The sequence below is a fragment of the Rhizobium leguminosarum genome, from assembly GCF_019798305.1.
Classification (GTDB): Bacteria; Pseudomonadota; Alphaproteobacteria; order Rhizobiales; family Rhizobiaceae; genus Rhizobium; species Rhizobium leguminosarum_U.
This window is the reverse complement of the sequence record NZ_JAAXDD010000004.1, coordinates 329,149-346,711: the sequence shown is the minus strand read 5'-3', so window position 1 is coordinate 346,711 and position 17,563 is coordinate 329,149. Positions and strand designations below refer to the sequence as shown.

The 17,563-nt window shown below is 61.9% G+C and carries 19 protein-coding genes and 1 other RNA gene; 9 read left to right on the top strand and 11 right to left on the bottom strand.

Annotated elements, in window-relative coordinates; genetic code table 11:
• Positions 1-64: 64 nt before the first annotated feature.
• The 3 genes from HFO99_RS09795 to rimP are packed head-to-tail and all read right to left on the bottom strand — an operon-like array spanning position 65 to position 3,020.
• Complete coding sequence (locus HFO99_RS09795) at positions 65-757, bottom strand: RNA-binding protein (RefSeq protein WP_017966459.1); 693 nt, start codon at positions 755-757, stop codon at positions 65-67.
• Positions 754-2,355: a transcription termination factor NusA gene (nusA, locus tag HFO99_RS09790; protein ID WP_003555785.1), complete on the bottom strand. Its 1,602-nt coding sequence runs from the start codon at positions 2,353-2,355 to the stop codon at positions 754-756. Before nusA ends, HFO99_RS09795 begins: the two co-directional genes overlap by 4 nt.
• A 59-nt stretch (positions 2,356-2,414) precedes the next feature.
• Positions 2,415-3,020, bottom strand: coding sequence for a ribosome maturation factor RimP (rimP, locus tag HFO99_RS09785; RefSeq protein WP_003544329.1), 606 nt, complete (start codon positions 3,018-3,020; stop codon positions 2,415-2,417).
• Positions 3,021-3,217: 197 nt separating this feature from the next.
• On the opposite strand from rimP, the gene HFO99_RS09780 reads away from it, so the two are divergent.
• Positions 3,218-4,897, top strand: coding sequence for an MFS transporter (locus HFO99_RS09780; RefSeq protein ID WP_222360874.1), 1,680 nt, complete (start codon positions 3,218-3,220; stop codon positions 4,895-4,897).
• Between the two features lie 9 nt (positions 4,898-4,906).
• Positions 4,907-5,362 carry a GNAT family N-acetyltransferase gene (locus tag HFO99_RS09775; protein WP_222360872.1) on the top strand — a complete coding sequence of 152 codons (456 nt, stop codon included), beginning with the start codon at positions 4,907-4,909 and terminating at the stop codon, positions 5,360-5,362.
• 276 nt (positions 5,363-5,638) lie between these two features.
• On the opposite strand, the gene HFO99_RS09770 is transcribed toward HFO99_RS09775, so the two are convergent.
• Together HFO99_RS09770 and recR are read right to left on the bottom strand one after the other, a co-directional pair.
• Positions 5,639-6,907, bottom strand: coding sequence for a lytic murein transglycosylase (locus HFO99_RS09770; RefSeq protein WP_222360870.1), 1,269 nt, complete (start codon positions 6,905-6,907; stop codon positions 5,639-5,641).
• 177 nt (positions 6,908-7,084) lie between these two features.
• Entirely contained in the window at positions 7,085-7,690 is a 606-nt protein-coding gene (recR, locus tag HFO99_RS09765) for a recombination mediator RecR (RefSeq protein WP_003544338.1), read from the bottom strand.
• 57 nt (positions 7,691-7,747) lie between these two features.
• On the opposite strand from recR, the gene HFO99_RS09760 reads away from it, so the two are divergent.
• Entirely contained in the window at positions 7,748-8,365 is a 618-nt protein-coding gene (locus tag HFO99_RS09760; RefSeq protein ID WP_222360868.1) for an MOSC domain-containing protein, read from the top strand.
• Positions 8,366-8,390: 25 nt separating this feature from the next.
• On the opposite strand, the gene HFO99_RS09755 is transcribed toward HFO99_RS09760, so the two are convergent.
• The 3 genes from HFO99_RS09755 to ffs form a co-directional block, all read right to left on the bottom strand.
• The gene (locus HFO99_RS09755; RefSeq protein WP_003555794.1) at positions 8,391-8,714 is read right to left on the bottom strand and encodes a YbaB/EbfC family nucleoid-associated protein; all 324 of its coding nucleotides are present in this window, start codon (positions 8,712-8,714) and stop codon (positions 8,391-8,393) included.
• Positions 8,715-8,736: 22 nt separating this feature from the next.
• Entirely contained in the window at positions 8,737-10,614 is a 1,878-nt protein-coding gene (locus tag HFO99_RS09750; RefSeq protein WP_222360866.1) for a DNA polymerase III subunit gamma/tau, read from the bottom strand.
• 45 nt (positions 10,615-10,659) lie between these two features.
• Positions 10,660-10,756, bottom strand: an RNA gene (gene ffs, locus HFO99_RS09745) — signal recognition particle sRNA small type.
• Positions 10,757-10,845: 89 nt separating this feature from the next.
• Here ffs and HFO99_RS09740 point away from each other — a divergent pair.
• The 5 genes from HFO99_RS09740 to HFO99_RS09720 all read left to right on the top strand — a co-directional run bounded on the left by HFO99_RS09740 (position 10,846) and on the right by HFO99_RS09720 (position 13,807).
• Complete coding sequence (locus HFO99_RS09740) at positions 10,846-11,256, top strand: HIT domain-containing protein (protein WP_222360864.1); 411 nt, start codon at positions 10,846-10,848, stop codon at positions 11,254-11,256.
• A complete protein-coding gene (nudC, locus tag HFO99_RS09735; protein WP_222360862.1) occupies positions 11,253-12,212 on the top strand; it encodes an NAD(+) diphosphatase in 960 nt (319 codons plus the stop codon). Before HFO99_RS09740 ends, nudC begins: the two co-directional genes overlap by 4 nt.
• Positions 12,213-12,216: 4 nt before the next feature.
• Complete coding sequence (locus tag HFO99_RS09730; protein WP_222248679.1) at positions 12,217-12,912, top strand: helix-turn-helix transcriptional regulator; 696 nt, start codon at positions 12,217-12,219, stop codon at positions 12,910-12,912.
• 70 nt (positions 12,913-12,982) lie between these two features.
• Positions 12,983-13,243, top strand: a complete 261-nt coding sequence (locus tag HFO99_RS09725; RefSeq protein WP_222360861.1) for a hypothetical protein — start codon at positions 12,983-12,985, stop codon at positions 13,241-13,243.
• A gap of 195 nt (positions 13,244-13,438) precedes the next feature.
• Positions 13,439-13,807, top strand: a complete 369-nt coding sequence (locus HFO99_RS09720; protein WP_064249048.1) for a VOC family protein — start codon at positions 13,439-13,441, stop codon at positions 13,805-13,807.
• Between the two features lie 113 nt (positions 13,808-13,920).
• Here HFO99_RS09720 and HFO99_RS09715 read toward each other — a convergent pair whose 3' ends face one another.
• The gene (locus HFO99_RS09715; RefSeq protein ID WP_222248675.1) at positions 13,921-14,775 is read right to left on the bottom strand and encodes a prephenate dehydratase; all 855 of its coding nucleotides are present in this window, start codon (positions 14,773-14,775) and stop codon (positions 13,921-13,923) included.
• A 10-nt stretch (positions 14,776-14,785) separates the two neighbouring features.
• Positions 14,786-15,541 carry a 3-deoxy-manno-octulosonate cytidylyltransferase gene (locus HFO99_RS09710; RefSeq protein ID WP_222360858.1) on the bottom strand — a complete coding sequence of 252 codons (756 nt, stop codon included), beginning with the start codon at positions 15,539-15,541 and terminating at the stop codon, positions 14,786-14,788.
• Positions 15,542-15,695: 154 nt separating this feature from the next.
• Here HFO99_RS09710 and HFO99_RS09705 point away from each other — a divergent pair, with 154 nt between their 5' ends.
• Positions 15,696-16,259 (top strand): c-type cytochrome, encoded by a 564-nt coding sequence (locus HFO99_RS09705; protein ID WP_222248804.1) that lies wholly within the window; start codon positions 15,696-15,698, stop codon positions 16,257-16,259.
• A gap of 69 nt (positions 16,260-16,328) precedes the next feature.
• Here the strand turns inward: HFO99_RS09705 and HFO99_RS09700 are convergent, their stop codons facing one another.
• Positions 16,329-17,276: an AEC family transporter gene (locus HFO99_RS09700; RefSeq protein WP_222360857.1), complete on the bottom strand. Its 948-nt coding sequence runs from the start codon at positions 17,274-17,276 to the stop codon at positions 16,329-16,331.
• Positions 17,277-17,563 lie beyond the last annotated feature (287 nt).

The window sequence follows — 17,563 nt, the reverse complement described above, 5'->3', positions numbered from 1 at the left end:
TCAGACCCTGTCGTTCAATACTGTCGATCAATGAGGATGGGACCGGCCGATGCCGGTGACCGCCTCATTGTTTTTGCCGGCCAGCGCCGCCCGCTGCCCGGGACTGACCGCCATTACGGTACTGTTCGAGCATCTTTGCGCGCTTCACTACACCTTCACCCGCCTGCCCTGCAAGCACTGCGGCATGGATAAAAGCATTCTGGCCCATCAGGCCTTCCATTTCGCTCTCCGAGAAGAGACGGAAGGAAGGTATCTCCTCCTCGGTCTCCATTCCGAGGTGCCAGGCCTTGCGGGCCTGGTCGATTTTCCGGACGCCGTCGTCCGCTGCACCAGTCGCGTGGAACACCGCAAGGGCTGCTCCGCTTCTGACCGCGGCATCCACTTTCGAGGACCCGCTGACGAACTGGCCGGCTTTCCGCGCCATGTTCATCATCTGCATCAATTGCGCCGCGAGCAGCCGATCGACGCTCGCGCCGAGATCGTCCGCCGCCTTTACATCCGTCTTTAGCGCGCGAGCGAAGAGCTTCTTCGCCACCGCCCTGTCGACCAGCGACCGGTCGATCTTCACCCAGCATCCGCGTCCCGGAAGCTCACGCTTCAGATCGGCGACAACTGTTCCATCGGGAGCGGCGACGAAGCGGATCAGCTCTTCCGGCGATCCGCTTTCGCGCGTCACGATGCACATGCGTCCGTTCACGTCATAACCTGCAAGATCGTCGTCCTCGAGAGGAGCGTCCGGTTCATGCGCGGTCATCATGCTTCTTGTTCGGCTTCGGTGACCTCTTCTTCGGTCCCCTTCGCCAGGTCCTCTTGCGTGATCCAGCCAGCCGAAAGGCGGGCCTGGACGATCATCTGTTCTGCCTCGACGCGCGAGACGTCGAACTTCGAGAACAGCCCTTCGAACTTCTTCGTTTCACCGTTCTTGCGTTCCGACCAGCCGACGAGATCGTCGGCAGCGCAGCCGGCAAAGTCTTCGATCGTCTTGATGCCATCTTCGCCGAGCGCCACCATCATCTGGGCGGTCATGCCGTTGATCTCACGCAGTTCGTCCTGAACACCGAGTGCCTTGCGCTTCTCGTCCATCTCGGCTTCGAGACGCTCGAGGAATTCGCGGGCACGCTGCTGGATTTCCTGCGCCGTCTCCTCGTCGAAACCGTCGATCGAAGAGATTTCGTCGAGATCGACATAAGCCAGTTCTTCAACCGCGGCAAAACCTTCCGAAGCCAGAACCTGGCCGACCATCTCGTCGACATCGAGCGAATCCATGAACAGGTTGGTGCGCTCGTTGAATTCCTTCTGGCGGCGCTCCGATTCCTCAGCCTCCGTCATGATGTCGATATCCCAGCCGGTCAGCTGCGAGGCGAGGCGGACGTTCTGGCCGCGGCGGCCAATCGCAAGCGACAGCTGCTCGTCGGGAACGACAACTTCGATACGCTCGGCATCCTCGTCAAGAACGACCTTGGCGACTTCGGCCGGCTGCAGGGCATTGACGACGAAGGTCGCCGGGTCTTGGCTCCACGGGATGATGTCGATCTTCTCGCCCTGGAGCTCGCCGACGACGGCCTGGACGCGCGAGCCGCGCATACCGACGCAGGCGCCGACCGGATCGATCGAGCTGTCGTTCGAGATCACCGCGATCTTGGCGCGCGAACCCGGATCGCGGGCGACCGACTTCACCTGAATGATGCCGTCGTAAATCTCCGGCACTTCCATGGTGAAGAGTTTCACCATGAACTGCGGATGGGTGCGCGACAGGAAGATCTGCGGGCCACGCTGCTCGCGACGGACATCATAGACGTATGCACGGACGCGATCGCCATAGCGGACGTTTTCGCGCGGGATCATTTCGTCGCGGCGGATGATACCTTCGCCACGGCCGAGATCGACGATGACGTTGCCGTATTCGACGCGCTTGACGGTACCGTTGACGATTTCGCCGACGCGATCCTTGAATTCGTCGAACTGCCGGTCACGCTCGGCTTCGCGGACCTTCTGGACGATCACCTGCTTGGCCGACTGTGCGGCGATGCGGCCGAAATCCATCGGCGGCAGCGGGTCGGCGATGAAGTCGCCGAGTGCGGCGTCCGGGTTGCGGTCGCGGGCCAGCTCCAGCGGGATCTGCGTCGAATAATCTTCGGCCTTCTCGACGACTTCGAGCAGGCGTTGCAGGCGGATTTCGCCGGTCTTCGGATTGATGTCGGCCCGGATGTTGGACTCGGTGCCGTAACGGGAGCGTGCCGCCTTCTGGATGGCATCGGCCATTGCGGCCAGCACGATCTCGCGGTCGATGACTTTTTCGCGCGCCACTGCATCTGCGATCTGCAGAAGTTCGAGCCGGTTCGCACTGACTGCCATTGTCTTGTTTCTCCGTCTTTACTCCAGGGTTCCCGTCCCTGGAGCGGTCTGTTGATCGGTTATTCTTCGTCGTCCGCTTCGTTCTGGTTGGCGGCCTGGGCTTTCGCCAGCTTGTCGGCGCGCAATGCGTCGCGGATCAGGTCGTCGGTCAGAATGAGCTTCGCATCGCTAAGCGCCGTGAAGGGAATGGTGACCTTCTGCTCTTCCCCATAGGCGATCTGGTCACGCTCGAGCGTGAAACCATCTGTGCCTGCTTCGACGATCTTGCCGCGGAAGCGCTTGCGATTATCGATCAAGATCGACGTCTCGCATTTCACAAGGTGGCCCTGCCAGCGGACGAAATCGGATTTCCGCACCATCGGACGGTCGATGCCGGGCGAAGACACTTCCAGATGATACTCTTTATCGACCGGATCTTCCACATCGAGGACGGGAGAAATCGCCATCGAGACTTCTTCGCAATCCTGAACCGTCATCGTGCCGTCGTTGCGCTCGGCCATGACCTGCATCGTCGCACCGTTCTGGTTCATCATGCGGACGCGGATAAGGCGGAAGCCCAGGTCGACGAGAACGGGTTCGATGATATCGGCAAGACGCTGGTCAAGCCCGGTTTCGGTAATCAGCCGCGGCTCACGTTCATTGTCTGCGTTTGTCAGATCCGACAAGCGGTGCGCTCCTCGCAATTTCATGCTTTTTCGCGATCGCGCTAATAAAAAAGAGCGGGTCCTTGCGGCCCACTCTTCATCAAGCGATCAAGAATTTGAGAGGCATATAGTCGGGTTTTTCCGAAATTGCAAGGTCTGCGACCGATTCGGCCAATTCGCTTCCGGCGAGGCGAACAGGCCTATGGCCAGCGCCGGTCTTGCGCATATATTGCCGTTGGCGCGCAATAACAAAAGCGGGAGAAATCGTGGCCTACACTTCGTCGACATTGGCACCTTTGCGGCACGATACCTACCGCACCATCTGGTTCGCGAGCCTTTCTTCGAATTTCGGCGGCCTGATCCAGGCGGTCGGCGCCGCCTGGATGATGACGACGATCACCGCCTCGGAGGACATGGTCGCGCTGGTGCAGACCTCGACGGCGCTGCCGATCATGCTGTTTTCGCTGATATCGGGTGCGCTGGCCGACAATTATGACCGCCGCCGGGTCATGCTGACGGCGCAGTGCATGATGCTCACCGTCTCGGCGCTGCTGACGGCCTCAGCCCTGCTCGGTTGGATTACGCCCTGGCTGCTGCTCTTCTTCACCTTCCTGATCGGCTGCGGCACCGCGCTCAACAATCCCTCCTGGCAGGCCTCGGTCGGCGATATGGTGCCGCGTGCAGATCTGCCGGCAGCGGTCACGCTGAACAGCATGGGTTTCAACATCACCCGCAGCGTCGGCCCGGCGATAGGCGGCGTCATCGTCGCGGCCGCAGGCGCGGCTGCGGCCTTTGCGGTGAACACCCTGAGTTACCTCGCCTTGATCTATGCCCTGCTGCGCTGGCGGCCAGCCGCGCCCGTCTCGACCCTGCCGCGGGAGGCGCTCGGAAGCGCCATCTTTGCCGGCCTGCGCTATGTCTCGATGTCGCCCAATCTCGAAAAGGTTCTTGGCAGGGGGCTGCTCTTCGGCATCGGCGCCAGCTCGATCCTGGCGCTGCTGCCGGTCGTCGCCCTCGATCTCGTTGCCGGCGGCCCGCTGACCTATGGTTTCATGCTCGGCGCCTTCGGCATCGGTGCGATCGGCGGTGCGGTGCTGAATGCGAGGCTTCGCCAGGTGCTTTCCAGCGAGATGATCATCCGCCTCTCCTTTGCCGGCTTCGCATTGAGCGCCGTCATCGCCGCCGTCAGCCGGAGCGCCGTCTTGACCTCCGCCGGGCTGCTCGTTTCCGGCGCCTGCTGGGTCTCTGCACTATCGCTGTTCAACACCATCGTCCAGCTTTCGACGCCGCGCTGGGTGGTCGGCCGGGCGCTGTCGCTTTATCAGACCGTCACCTTCGGCGGCATCGCCGGCGGCAGTTGGCTGTGGGGCGTTGCTGCGGATCGCTACGGCGTCGCCGATGCGCTGCTGATGTCATCCGTCGTCATGCTGCTCGGCATCGCGATCGGCCTGCGTTTTTCCATGCCGGCCTTCGCCTCGCTCAACCTCGATCCGCTGAACCGCTTCACCGAACCGGCCCTCAGTCTCGACATCACGCCGCGCAGCGGCCCGATCGTCATCCAGGTCGATTACGAGATTGCCGATGAGGACCTTGCGGAATTCATGGCGCTGATGGGCGAGCGCCGCCGCATTCGCATCCGCGACGGCGCCCGCAATTGGGCGCTGATGCGCGATCTTGAAAATCCGGGGCTGTGGACGGAGACCTATCATACGCCGACATGGGTCGAATATATAAGACACAACCAGCGGCGCACGCAGGCCGATGCCGAAAATATCGACAGGCTGCGCGCGCTCCATCGTGGCGAAGGCCCGCCTCATGTTCACCGCATGATCGAGCGCCAGGCCATTGCGCCAGGTGACGATGTCTTCCACAAAGCGCCGATCGATCTGCATCATTGAGAACAGTCAATGCATAATTTCAGGCTCGCCCGCCTATCCGATCTTGCCGCCATCGTCCGGCTCCTTGGCGATGACGATCTCGGCGGCGCCAGAGAAATCGTCTCCGATCCCGTCGATGCACTTTATCTCTCGGCCTTCGCCGCGATCGAGGCGGATGCCAACCAGTTGTTGGCTGTCGCGACCGATGCGGCCGACCAGGTCGTGGGCAGTCTGCAACTGAGCTTTCTTCCCGGCCTATCGAGGACGGGCATGTGGCGCGGCCAGATCGAAAGCGTGCGTGTGGCAAGGGATCTTCGCGGCTCGGGCCTCGGCGCGCAATTCATCGAATGGGCGATTGCTCAGTGCGCCGAGCGCGGCTGCGGCTTGGTGCAGCTGACATCGGACAAGGCGCGAGGGGATGCGATTCGCTTCTATGAGAGGCTCGGTTTCGTTGCCAGCCATGAAGGGCTGAAACGCACTCTCTAGAGCTTTTCCGGGTTAGATTGAAGCATTCTGTTGGCTCAAACGGAGTCGGATGGTCGACCGGCCGGCGCGCGTCGTAGCCAAGCTCTACGGCCAAGCCGGCCGGTCGATCAGGCGGCCCGTTTCAGCCAACCCGAAGGGCCGGGCATCTTTCCGCCAGGGCAAAGGCGATCGGCTCGGACGTACCAAGGGGTATGCCCTTCGCCAATCGCCTTTGCCCTGACGAAAATCTGCTCCGGCAGAATGCTGCAATCTGACCCGGAAAGGCTCTAAAGCCGATTACTTCAGCTTGCCCTTCATCGTCGCTTCCGGAAAACATGTCGGCTTCATGCCGTTCTTTGCCTGCCACTGGCCAATCGAGCGCCGGGTCTTGTAGCCCGGCAGACCGTCGGAACCGCCGACATCATAGCCCTGCCGTTCCAGCGCCTTCTGCATGGCGGCGACATCCGAGCGCAGCATCTTGCCGACATCGCCCCATCTGCCCTGGAAGGCGCCGCCATCATACGCGATCCGGTCGGCAAGATTGCCGATATAAAGCGCGTAGAGATCGGAATTATTGTATTCCTTGATGATGTAGAAATTCGGCGTGACGATGAATTCCGGTCCGTCGCGGCCGGCCGGAACCAGCATCATGCCCTCAGCCTTCATTTCACCGGAGGGAAAGCCCTTGCCGGAGATGCGGTCGATACCGAGCGAGGCCCAATGCGACAGCGGCTTTGCCAGATCGGGTCCCTCCTGCGCGCAGGAGACCGCCTCCGGTATCGACACCTCGAAGCCCCAGTCGCGGTTGCGCTGCCAGCCTTTCTTGACCAGGTAATTGGCGATCGAGGCGAGCGTATCGGGCACCGAGGTCCAGATATTGCGGTGACCGTCGCCATCGAAGTCCACGGCATATTTCAGATAGCTCGTCGGCATGAACTGCGGCTGGCCGAGCGCGCCCGCCCACGAACCCTTGAACTCGGCAGGTGTGACGTCGCCGCCGTCGAGAATATGGAGTGCGGCCACCAGCTCGGTGCGGAACATCTCCTTGCGCGTCGACATGAAGGCCTTGGTCGCCAGCACCTCGATCGCCGAATTCGGGATCTTCGCCGCACCGAAGCCCGTCTCGCGGCCCCAGATGGCAAGCACGATCGAGCCCGGCACGCCATAGGTCTTTTCGATCCGCTTCAGCGTCGAGCCGTATTGGGCGGCAAAGCCGCGTCCCGTTGCGGCAAGCTTCTTCAGCTGGTCCTCGTTGAAATAGGGAGCGGGCGAGGAAAATTCGGCCTGCGTCTGCTTCTGCTCCTTCGGCGGCGGGAAACCGGGCGGGGCGAGATCGGGCAGGTTCCAGTTCAGCGTGATGCCGGAGAAAGCGGCTTGAAAGACCTTCTCCGAAATGCCGTTCGCCTTCGCCTCCGGCCAGAGGTCGGCCTGCACCCATTTTTCGAACTGCACCTCAACATCGGCTTTGGAGGCGGCGAGGGCAGGCAGAGGCATCAGAGCGGTTGCGAGTATAAGGATAAACGATATGACCTGCCGCGGCCCACCCCCCTCTGCCCTGCCGGGCATCTCCCCCACAAGGGGGGAGATCGGAAACAGGCCACGCTTCGCCCCTAGTAGCCGTTGCACGTATTGAAGCGTTGAAACGCGAGGAACGGATGGGCGTGCCTCTAGCCGATCTCCCCCCTTGTGGGGGAGATGCCCGGCAGGGCAGAGGGGGGTGTGATGCAACATACGCAAGCCTCCCTATATCACCGTCCGCGCTCGAAGTGCCGCCGCAAGCGTGCCTTCGTCGAGATAGTCGAGTTCGCCGCCGACGGGCACGCCATGCGCCAGCCGCGTGATCTTCACGTCGAGCCCCTGCAACTGGTCGGTGATGTAATGCGCCGTCGTCTGTCCCTCGACGGTGGCATTGACCGCGATGATCAGTTCCCGGATGCCGCCTTCGCCGACCCGGTCGATCAGGCCGCGAATGTTGAGATCGTCAGGACCGACCCCGTCGAGCGGCGACAGGGTGCCGCCGAGCACATGATAGGCGGCATTCATCGCGCCTGCCCGCTCCAGCGCCCAGAGATCCGATACGTCCTCGACGACAATGATGACGGATTGATCGCGTTGGACGTCGGTGCAGACAATGCAGGGGTCGACCGTATCGACATTGCCGCAGCGCGAGCAGATCTTCACCTTGTCATAGGCCTCGCCCATTGCATTCGACAGCGGGCCGAGCAGCTGATCCTTCTTCTTGATCAGATGCAGTGCCGCCCGGCGCGCCGAGCGCGGCCCGAGGCCCGGCACCTTCGCCAGAAGCTGGATGAGTTTTTCGATTTCGGGGCCGGTGACTCGTTTTGCCATGCGCCGTTCTTAACTGATATGGAACGAAAACGGAATCGCGGAAGGATCCGCCATACCATGAAAATCCTGGCCCTGTGCACCGGCAATCCGGAAAGACCGCCGGGCAAGAGATACAAGACCGGCATCTTCAAACACGCCGTCAAGGGCGCGGTGATGATCGACGCCGAAGGTCTTGTCGGCGATGCGATCTGCAACCGCAAACACCATGGCGGCGTCGACCAGGCTGTCTATGTGGAGGGATCGCTGACGCTCGACTGGTGGGGCAGGGAGCTTGGCCAGCCCTACGAGCCGGGCACCTTCGGCGAAAACATGGTGATCTCAGGCCTCGACAATCGCGACGTCTGCGTCGGCGACCGGTTCACCTCGGGGGACATCATCCTCGAAGTCACCCCATGTCGCATCCCCTGCGCCACCTTCGCCGCCAGGATGGCCGATCCGAAATTCGTCAAACGCTATACTGCCGCTGCTCGTCCCGGCATCTATTGCCGCGTCATCCAAGGTGGCGTAGCCGAGGCTGGAATGCCTGTGGAGCATCGACCCTTTGTGGGAGAGAAAGTCACGATGCCGGAGCTGATAAAAACGTTCGGCCGGCACCTGTCCGAGGCGGACCGATCGCGATACCTCGCTGCACCGATCCACTACAAGCTGAGAGCCTTGTTGCAAGCCGGGCATTGACCGCCCGAGTATACGCGGCGATTGCTCAGAACGGCAGCTTGAAGCCCGGCGGGATCGGCAGGCCTGCCGTCAGCGCCTTGGTCTTTTCGGCGGCGAGCGCCTCGGCCTTGTCCTTGGCGTCCTTGTGAGCGGCGACGATCAGGTCCTCGAGGATCTCGACATCGTCTTCCTTGAACAGCGACGGGTCGATCTTCAGGCTCTTCAGCTCGCCCTTGCCGGATATGACGACGGCGACGAGACCGCCGCCCGCCTTGCCTTCGGCCGTGAGCTCGGCGATCTCCGCCTGCATCTGCTCCATCTTGGCCTGCATTTCCTTGACTTTGCCCATCATGCCCATGATGTCGCGCATCGTCTCGCTCCTTCTTGAAACCTCAGAATTCTATGTCGTCACCCGGCAGGATGTCACCTTCCTCGGATTCGGCGGCGGCCGGCGGCGTCGCCTCGCCTTCCTCCTCCGGCTCGGGCGCCCGTACGCGTACGTCGATGATCTTGGCACCGGGGAAATGTGCAAGGATTGCCGCCACGTCAGGGTCCTGGCGCGCGTCGATCACATGCTGTTCCCGCGTCCTGGCCTCCGCTTCGACAAGCGTCGGCTGGCCCTCGTCGCGGCTGAGGCTGACGATCCAATGGATGCCGGTCCATTCCTTCAGCTTGACGGCAAGCTCGTTGAGCAGCGTCGTCGGCGCACCGGGAGCCAGGCTGACGTCGAGCCGGCCGGCTTCGATACGGACCGGGCGCAGGAAGGTACGCACCATCGCCTTCAGCTTCGGATCGCGTTTCTCGGTGGCGAGGTTGACGATATCGTTGACCGAATTGACCGGGACGAGCGGCTTCGGTGCCTCCGCCGGTTTTGGCTCGATCCGCCCGACAGGCATCGTCTCGGGCTGGCTGCTCGGCACGGCACGCAGCATCGCCACCGGCGCCGAAGGCTGTGGCTGGCTCGGTGCGGTTTCCGCCGCGCGCGCCGTGACACTGTTCTGATAGGAAACCCGAGTCCCGTTGCCGCCGCCATTGCCGGACGGCGGAGCCGCGGGTCGCGGGCCGGCATTGTCGCCGGAAAATTCGGCAAGCCGCCGCGCCGCATCCTCGGGCGCCGGCAGATGGGCGGCATGTGCAAGCCGGATCAGCACCATCTCGGCTGCCCCTGCCGTCCGCGACGAGCCTTCCGTTTCCGGAATGCCCTTGAGTAGCATTTGCCAGATGCGTGACAGCGTCGTCACCGCAACGCCCTTGGCGAATTCCGCCGCCTTGGTGCGCTCTACCTCGCTCAGCGAAGGATCGTTTGCCGCATCCGGCACATATTTCAGCCGCGTCACCAGATGGGTGAAATCGGCAAGATCGGTCAGCACCACCACCGGGTTGGCGCCGGCTTCGTATTGGTTCTGGAATTCGCTAAGGGCGGCAGCCACATCGCCCTTGACGATATGCTGGAAGAGATCGACGATCCGGCCGCGATCGGCAAGGCCGAGCATGCCGCGCACAGCTTCCGCCTGCACGACGCCTGCGCCATGAGCGATCGCCTGGTCGAGCAGCGACAGGCCGTCGCGCGCCGAGCCTTCGGCCGCACGCGCGATCATCGCCAGCGCGTCGGCTTCCGCCTCGATGCCTTCCTTGGCCGCGATTGTCGTGAACAGCCCGACGAGATCGGAGGCGCTTATGCGGCGCAGGTCGAAACGCTGGCAGCGCGACAGCACGGTGATCGGCACCTTGCGGATTTCGGTGGTGGCGAAGATGAACTTCACATGCTCCGGCGGCTCTTCCAGCGTCTTCAACAGGCCGTTGAAGGCCTGCGTCGACAGCATGTGCACTTCGTCGATGATATAGACCTTGTAGCGCGCCGAAACCGGGCGGTAGCGCACCTGCTCGATGATCTCGCGGATATCGTCGATACCGGTATGGGAGGCGGCATCCATCTCGATCACGTCGACATGCCGGCCTTCCATGATCGCCTGGCAGTGCTCGCCGGGCGTGCGAAGGTCGATCGTCGGCTTGTCGATCTCCGATGTCTTGTAGTTCAGCGCCCGCGCCAGGATGCGCGCCGTCGTCGTCTTGCCGACACCGCGCACGCCGGTCAGCATATAGGCCTGCGCGATGCGGCCGGTTTCGAAGGCGTTGGTGAGGGTGCGGACCATCGGCTCCTGGCCGACCATCAGGTCCGTGAAATCCTTGGGGCGGTATTTGCGAGCCAGCACCCGGTATCCGGTGCCCGTCGAGGCGGCATCTTTTGATTGTCGCTCGGTGTCGCTCATCGCCCTGCTTGTCGCCCGGATCGTCGGGCACTTCGTGGAGAGAAGGTGGGAGGCTGGCACGATGACCCGTGCCGGGCTCGTTAGGGCTGCTTCCTTCCGGACCTGACCCGGTTGGCGAGTGGCTCGTCCACCACCAACCTCCCGGATGCACATATCGGCAATATCGTCATCAAAAGCAAGCCAACATGCAAAAAAACTGCTAGTCGTTGGAAAACATGAGGAGAATGCCCTTTGAAAGGTTTCGCGCTCGACCCTCGGCTGGAAAATGACAGCGTCAGCATCTTGGTCACCGGTCTCTGCGATCTGAGATTGTCGAGGGATGCCCGCTGGCCGTGGCTCATTCTCGTGCCGCGCCGGGCCGATATCACCGAAATCTTCGAACTGACGCCGCTCGACCAGGTGCTGCTTACCTTCGAGACGGAGCTGGTCGCCAAGGCGCTGAAGGAGATCACCGGCGCGACAAAAATCAACGTCGGGGCTCTTGGCAATATCGTCCGCCAGCTTCATGTTCATGTCATTGCCCGCTTCGAAGGCGATGCCAACTGGCCGGGTCCCGTCTGGGGCTTCGGGCGCGCGGAGCCCTACGAGGACGGAAAGAGAGACGAATTTACAGCGAAGCTGCGGGAAGCCCTTTCATCATGAGTCATTCGCTTTTCGATTCGGATGTGCCGCATCCGGAACCCAGCAATCTCACGGCCTTTGCCGGCAACGACCTCAATCGCGATTCCGAGCATCGCGACGAACAATCCGTCGAAAAGGCGCTGGCCAAGGAAGGTACCCATATTTTCGCCTTCGCCGGGGATAAGCTGGTGCTGAAGCATGACGGCCAGGTACTCGATCCGCTCTTTGCTCGCTATGAACTGCAGGAATTGCAGCCGGACTGGGATGAAACGGTGCTTCTCGGCTACCGCAAGACCGGCGAGCCGCGCCTTGCCGTTCCCGTCGGCATCGACGCCGACGACCTCACCAGCCATTACAAACCTGCAGACGGCCGCACGCTGTTTCGCGAAATGCTGATCGACGAAGTGTTGCTCGGCGAATTCGCCCAGGCCGCAAGCCTCATCCGCTGGAACGGCGATAACCGCTTCTGCGGCCGCTGCGGCTCGGCGATGGAGATCCACATCGGCGGCTACAAGCGCGTCTGCACCGCCTGCGAACACGTGATCTTCCCCCGCACCGACCCCGTCGTCATCATGCTGACGGTTGACGAGCAGCGCGATCTCTGCCTGCTCGGCCGCAGTCCGCATTTCGCGCCCGGCATGTATTCCTGTCTGGCCGGCTTCGTCGAGCCCGGCGAAACCATCGAGAACGCCGTGCGCCGCGAAACGCTGGAGGAATCGGGCATCCGCACCGGCCGCATCCGCTACCATGCCTCGCAGCCCTGGCCGATGCCGCATTCCTTGATGATCGGCTGTTACGCCGAGGCGAAATCGACCGAGATCAGCCGCGACGAGACGGAACTCGAGGATTGCCGCTGGTTCACCCGCGAGGAAACGATCGAGATGCTGGAACGCCCGAGCGCGACAGGCAAGGCCTCGCCGCCGAAAGGGGCGATCGCCCACCGCCTGATGCGCGACTGGGTGGAGTGGAAGCGGTAGCGTCATGCCGGTCGCCCGCTCGGAACGGCTGCTGACGCTGCTCCAGACGCTCCGGCGTTACCGGCGGCCGGTGACTGGAACCGTGCTCGCCCGGGAGACCGGCGTCAGCCTGCGCACGCTCTATCGCGATATTGCCAGCCTGCAGGCCCAGGGCGCGATGATCGAAGGCGAAGCCGGCATCGGCTACGTGCTGAAGCCCGGCTTTATGCTGCCGCCGATGATGTTTTCCGAAGAAGAGCTCGAGGCATTGGTGCTCGGCTCGCGTTGGGTGGCCCGCGCCGCCGAGCCGCGCCTTGCCGGCGCCGGCGCCGACGCACTGGCCAAGATTGCCGCCGTGCTGCCGGCCGATATGCGCGAGATGATCGATTCGGCAGCGCTGTTCGTCGGACCCAAACGCAGGGACGAGGACAAGGCTGACGTTTCGGCCATCCGCAAGGCGATCCGCCTGGAGCGTATCCTCGAGCTGCATTATGGCGACGAGCAGGGCCGTATCTCGCGCCGCCGCGTTTGGCCTTTCGCGCTCGGCTATTTCGAGCATGTGCGCGTCCTCATGGCCTGGTGCGAACTGCGCCAGGATTTTCGCCATTTCCGCACCGACCGCATCATCGACATGGCGCTGCATGAGGGGCGCTACCCGCGCCGCCGAACGGTGCTCCTCAAGGAATGGCGCGAGACGCAGGACGTGCCGATCGAAAACTGAACACTGCTGCCATAAACTGTCAGCAGATGGAGTTATTATCAGTACACTTCACCAGGAAGGAGTACTGATCATGGTAACGCCTCCAGCCATTCATTTCACCAACGACCGTTTTGCGGCTGAGTCCTTTGCCGATGTCATTTCGGCCGAGACTTTTGCCGATGCCCACCAGTCAGCGCGCTCCGGCCTGCTGCACCTGGTCATGAACATTTTCCGATCTCGCAGAGGAGACCGCACCGGCCTCGACCTTGAAGCGACACGGGATTACCGGAAGCGCGACCTCGGCTTCATCCACGGACGCGACCCGCGCCGCGAGGACCGTTTTCCGCTCTAAAGCATATCGCACAAAAGTGTGCAGCGGTTTGCGACAACGACATGCGCGACCACTTTAGGCCGCCCATCCTTATCAACATTCTGCCCGACGAGAACGGGGCGTTGCGATCGCAACGCCCTCGGTAGTCTCCTGCCATTCATTGTCAGCAGACGAGATCTCTCGCGGCGCAAATTCGTAACCAACGGGAGAACCGAAATGACCAGCCCCAATCTCATCATTCTTTACGTCAAGGACCCGGGCGAAAGCGCCAGCTTCTACCGGAACCTCTTGAACCGCGAACCGGCCGTGGAAGCGCCGAATTTCGTCGCCTTTCCGCTTGAGGGCGGCTTCACGCTCGGCCTCTGGCGGCGCAGCAAGGTCGAGCCGCAGCCCTCCGCCATCGGCAATCGAGGCGAAGTGGCGTTCATGGTCGCAGGAGAAAATGCCGTCGCCAGGCATTATGAAGACTGGCGCCAGCGCGGTCTGCCGATCGCCCAGGAACTGACCGAACTGGATTTCGGCCCGACCTTCGTCGTGCTCGACCCGGATGGGCATCGGCTGCGTGTCTGTGAGCCGGATAAATAATTCAGGTGACTTGCGGGGCTTGCCTTGGAGCATGATGCCGAAAAGTGTCAGCGGTTTTCGGACAACATCATGCTCTAACTATTTAATTTAGAACAGGATGACTTCATCCTGTTCTAAAGCAGGCCTCGCATCGCATGCCCATTGTAGACGCCGAGGATGCGGACTTTCTCGGAGAAGAACCGCAGTTCCTCCAACGCCCGGCGCACGTTCGGATCGTTCGGATGGCCTTCGATATCGGCGTAAAACTGCGTCGCCACGAATTTTCCGCCGAGCTGATAGCTTTCCAGCTTCGTCATGTTGATGTTATTGGTGGCAAAGCCGCCGAGCGCTTTGTAGAGCGCGGCCGGAATGTTGCGGACGTTGAAGACAAAGGTGGTGACGACCTTTTCTTCCGCCGAATTCCGTTGCGCCCATTCCTCGTCGCGGGACAGGACGACGAAACGGGTCACATTGTTTTCCGTATCCTCGACATTTTCGGCGATGATCTCGAGCCCGTAGAGATCGGCGGCAAGGCGCGGTGCCAAGGCGGCCATTGAGCGGTCGCCGGTTTCCTTCACCAGCTTTGCCGCCCCTGCCGTATCGCCGGCGATCACCGGCTTCCAGCCATTGGCGCGAACGATCTTGCGGCATTGGCCAAGTGCGTGGATATGGCTGTGCACCGTGCGGATCTCGTCCTTGGTGACACCGGGCAGCACCATCAGCTGGAAGCGGATCGGCATGAAATATTCGCCGATGATATGCAGCCGCGACTCCGGCAGCAGATGGTGGATATCGGCGACGCGCCCGGCAATCGTGTTCTCGATCGGGATCATCGCGATATCGGCGTCGCCGTTGTCGACCGCCGTGAACGCATCCTCGAAGGTCTGGCAGGGCAGCGGCTCCATGGTCGGAAACATGTCGCGGCTGGCCATATCGGAATTGGCGCCGAATTCGCCTTGGAAGGCGATCCTGTTGGTCTTGATGTTCATGATGGTTCCGTCAGTTCGACTTTGCAGAGAGGATGCGCCGCGCTTTTTCGAGGTCGGCGGGAGTATCGACACCGAGCGGAACCGTGTCAACGATCTCGGCATCGATGCGCATGCCGGCCTCCAGCGCCCGCAGCTGCTCCAGCGATTCGCGCCGTTCGAGCGTCGAGGGGCCGAGCGAGACGAACCGTTCGAGCGCCGCCCGCCGATAGGCATAAAGGCCGATATGGTGGTAGAGCGGTCCCTTGCCGTAAGGGGCGGTTGCGCGCGTGAAGTAGAGCGCATGCAGTCGGGTGTCGGAAATCGGCGAACCGACGATCTTGACGATATGCGGCGCGGTCCTGTCCTGCTCATTGTCGATTTCGGTCGTCAGCGTCCCGATATCGACCGCCTCGTTCTCGAGAGGGCGCAACGCCGCGCGCACCGTTTCCGGATCGATCGTCGGCAGATCGCCCTGGACGTTGACGATGAATTTCGCCTTTCCGTCCGGATCGACTTTCGTCAGCGCCTCAAAGATCCGATCGGAACCCGATTGGTGATCCGTGCGGGTCATGACGACTTCGAAGCCGGCGGCGGCCACCGCATCGAATACCCGGGCGTCGTCGACGGCGACGACGACGCGGCCGATGGCTGCCTCCCTGGCGCGCAGCGCCACCTGGACGATCATCGGCAGACCGCAAATGTCGGCCAGCGGCTTGCCCGGAAGCCGTGTGGAGGCCATGCGCGCCGGGATCAATACGAGCACGCCGTCTAAATTTGAATCACTCATTGTTCGGGCCTTCTATTCCGGGCTGGAAAGTGTCAAAAAGTCTCACGCACAAGACCATTTAGACAGTTGCAACGATCAACCAAAAGACATAGGTTCCGCGCGATTTCAAGATGGTCCGGTTTATGGTCTGCCGGCTGCAAGGGGAGCATTGCAGATGAATTCATACGTCAATACGGCCGTGGGGGCGCTGCTCGGAACGATTTTCGTTCTGATGTCTGTCTCCATCGCGTCCGAAGGGATCTTCCATTCTGAGGCACCGGAAAAGGAAGGTTTCGCGATCGTTGCCGAAGAGGCGCCCGCCGCTGGTGGCGAGGCTGCGCCTGCCGTTGCCGTTCCGATCGCGCAATTGCTCGCTTCTGCAGATGCCAAGGCCGGTGAAACGGTCTTCAAGAAGTGTCAGGCCTGTCATGACGGCACCAAAGGGGGACCGAACAAGGTCGGTCCCAACCTCTTTGGTGTCGTAGATCGCCCGATCGCCTCGCATGAAGGCTTCGCCTATTCCGCTGCCATGAAGGATTTCTCCAAGGGCAGCAGCGAGAAGTGGACCTTCGAAAATCTGAACAAGTTCCTGACGGCACCGAAGAAGGACGTTCCCGGCACCGCAATGGGCTTCGCCGGTCTGCCGAAAGATCAGGACCGCGCCAACGTCATCCTCTATCTCCACACTCTCGCCGATTCACCGGTGCCCCTGCCGGACCCAAAGACGGCGACGCAATAGGGCGGCAACATCTTTCATGACAATCGAGCCCGGCCGCAAGCCGGGCTTTTTCTTGGTGCAAGGACCGGTTCAGGCACCGAGGAAATAGGCCCAGAGCGAGACCGTGATGGCGCCGAGCGCCGTCGTCACCGTGATCGTCGAGGCGGCGAGGCTGTGACCGACGCCGAAGCGATTGGCGATCAGCCAGGCATTGACGCCTGTCGGGACGGAGGAGGTCAGCACGATCGCTGCCGTCCATTCGGGGCTGAGACCGAGGAGGTGGCTCGCCGCCCAGACGCAGCCTGGCAGCAGCAGCAGCTTCAGGGTCGAGGTGACGCTGGCGATGCCGAGATTGCCGGAGACGCCGTATTTCTCCAGCGCCATGCCGAGCGATATCAGTGCCGCCGGACCGGCAATGCCGGCGATCTGCCCGACGACTGTTGCCACCGTCGTCGGCATGGTAAGGCCGGAAAGGTGCATGGCCATGCCGGCCGCAAGCCCGATCACCAGCGGGTTGCGCACGAGATTGACCGCGATCTGGCGAAGCACGAGCACCATGCTGCGATCGCTTTTGCCGGCGATCTTGCGCTCGGCATGCTCCATCAGGACCGTGCCGGCGACCATCATCACGGGCAGATGCACGGCAAGCAGGATCGACAACGCCACCAGCCCTTCGTCGCCGACGGTCCGCTCGACGAGCGGCAGACCGATGAAGATATTGTTGGCGAAGGCCGAGGAAACGCCGGCCAGCACGCCGATTCGTTCGTCACGGCCGAAGATGCGTGTGGCGGCGATATGGCCGGCCGTCCAGGTGATGGCAACGCCGGAAAAATAGACGATCCAGAGGCGAAAAGGCGAGGCACCATGAAAATCCGCCTCGGCGATGGTGCGGAAGAGCAGAAGCGGCACGGCGATCTTGAAAACGAATTCGCTGAGCGCTTCGCCGACATTCGAGGCCATTAACCCGCTGCGGACGATCACCCAGCCGATGAGAATCAGGATGAAGATAGGAAGGACGTCGAGAATGATGGCTGACATAGGGGAGGCTGCTCTGCGTGGGGGAGTATTCGACGTCTACAGCGCCGCGCGTCTTTTCGAGAGCCGCAAAGGACGCTGTAGCACTTTGAATTGCTGAATATTTTTATCCTTAAATCGATTCCGATTTAAGGAATTATGCAGTAGCAGCAAACGGCTTGGATTGAAAAGGCAGTCGCCGTCCCATCAGGCGCCTCGGCAAAACAAAAAAAGCGGGCACAGCCCGCTTTTCCGCTCCGGTCTTGCCGGAAACCCGGATCACGAAGCTGCCAGTTCATCCGTGGTCAGCG

Coding starts and splice junctions, on each gene's coding strand:
- HFO99_RS09725 (WP_222360861.1), top strand. CDS start 12,983: ATGGTAACGCCTCCAGCCATTCATTTCACCAACGACCGTTTTGCGGCT.
- recR (WP_003544338.1), bottom strand. CDS start 7,690: ATGGCAAAACGAGTCACCGGCCCCGAAATCGAAAAACTCATCCAGCTT.
- HFO99_RS09760 (WP_222360868.1), top strand. CDS start 7,748: ATGAAAATCCTGGCCCTGTGCACCGGCAATCCGGAAAGACCGCCGGGC.
- HFO99_RS09730 (WP_222248679.1), top strand. CDS start 12,217: ATGCCGGTCGCCCGCTCGGAACGGCTGCTGACGCTGCTCCAGACGCTC.
- HFO99_RS09710 (WP_222360858.1), bottom strand. CDS start 15,541: ATGAGTGATTCAAATTTAGACGGCGTGCTCGTATTGATCCCGGCGCGC.
- HFO99_RS09750 (WP_222360866.1), bottom strand. CDS start 10,614: ATGAGCGACACCGAGCGACAATCAAAAGATGCCGCCTCGACGGGCACC.
- HFO99_RS09700 (WP_222360857.1), bottom strand. CDS start 17,276: ATGTCAGCCATCATTCTCGACGTCCTTCCTATCTTCATCCTGATTCTC.
- HFO99_RS09720 (WP_064249048.1), top strand. CDS start 13,439: ATGACCAGCCCCAATCTCATCATTCTTTACGTCAAGGACCCGGGCGAA.
- HFO99_RS09770 (WP_222360870.1), bottom strand. CDS start 6,907: ATGCCCGGCAGGGCAGAGGGGGGTGGGCCGCGGCAGGTCATATCGTTT.
- HFO99_RS09755 (WP_003555794.1), bottom strand. CDS start 8,714: ATGCGCGACATCATGGGCATGATGGGCAAAGTCAAGGAAATGCAGGCC.
- HFO99_RS09705 (WP_222248804.1), top strand. CDS start 15,696: ATGAATTCATACGTCAATACGGCCGTGGGGGCGCTGCTCGGAACGATT.
- HFO99_RS09795 (WP_017966459.1), bottom strand. CDS start 757: ATGATGACCGCGCATGAACCGGACGCTCCTCTCGAGGACGACGATCTT.
- HFO99_RS09715 (WP_222248675.1), bottom strand. CDS start 14,775: ATGAACATCAAGACCAACAGGATCGCCTTCCAAGGCGAATTCGGCGCC.
- HFO99_RS09775 (WP_222360872.1), top strand. CDS start 4,907: ATGCATAATTTCAGGCTCGCCCGCCTATCCGATCTTGCCGCCATCGTC.
- nudC (WP_222360862.1), top strand. CDS start 11,253: ATGAGTCATTCGCTTTTCGATTCGGATGTGCCGCATCCGGAACCCAGC.
- nusA (WP_003555785.1), bottom strand. CDS start 2,355: ATGGCAGTCAGTGCGAACCGGCTCGAACTTCTGCAGATCGCAGATGCA.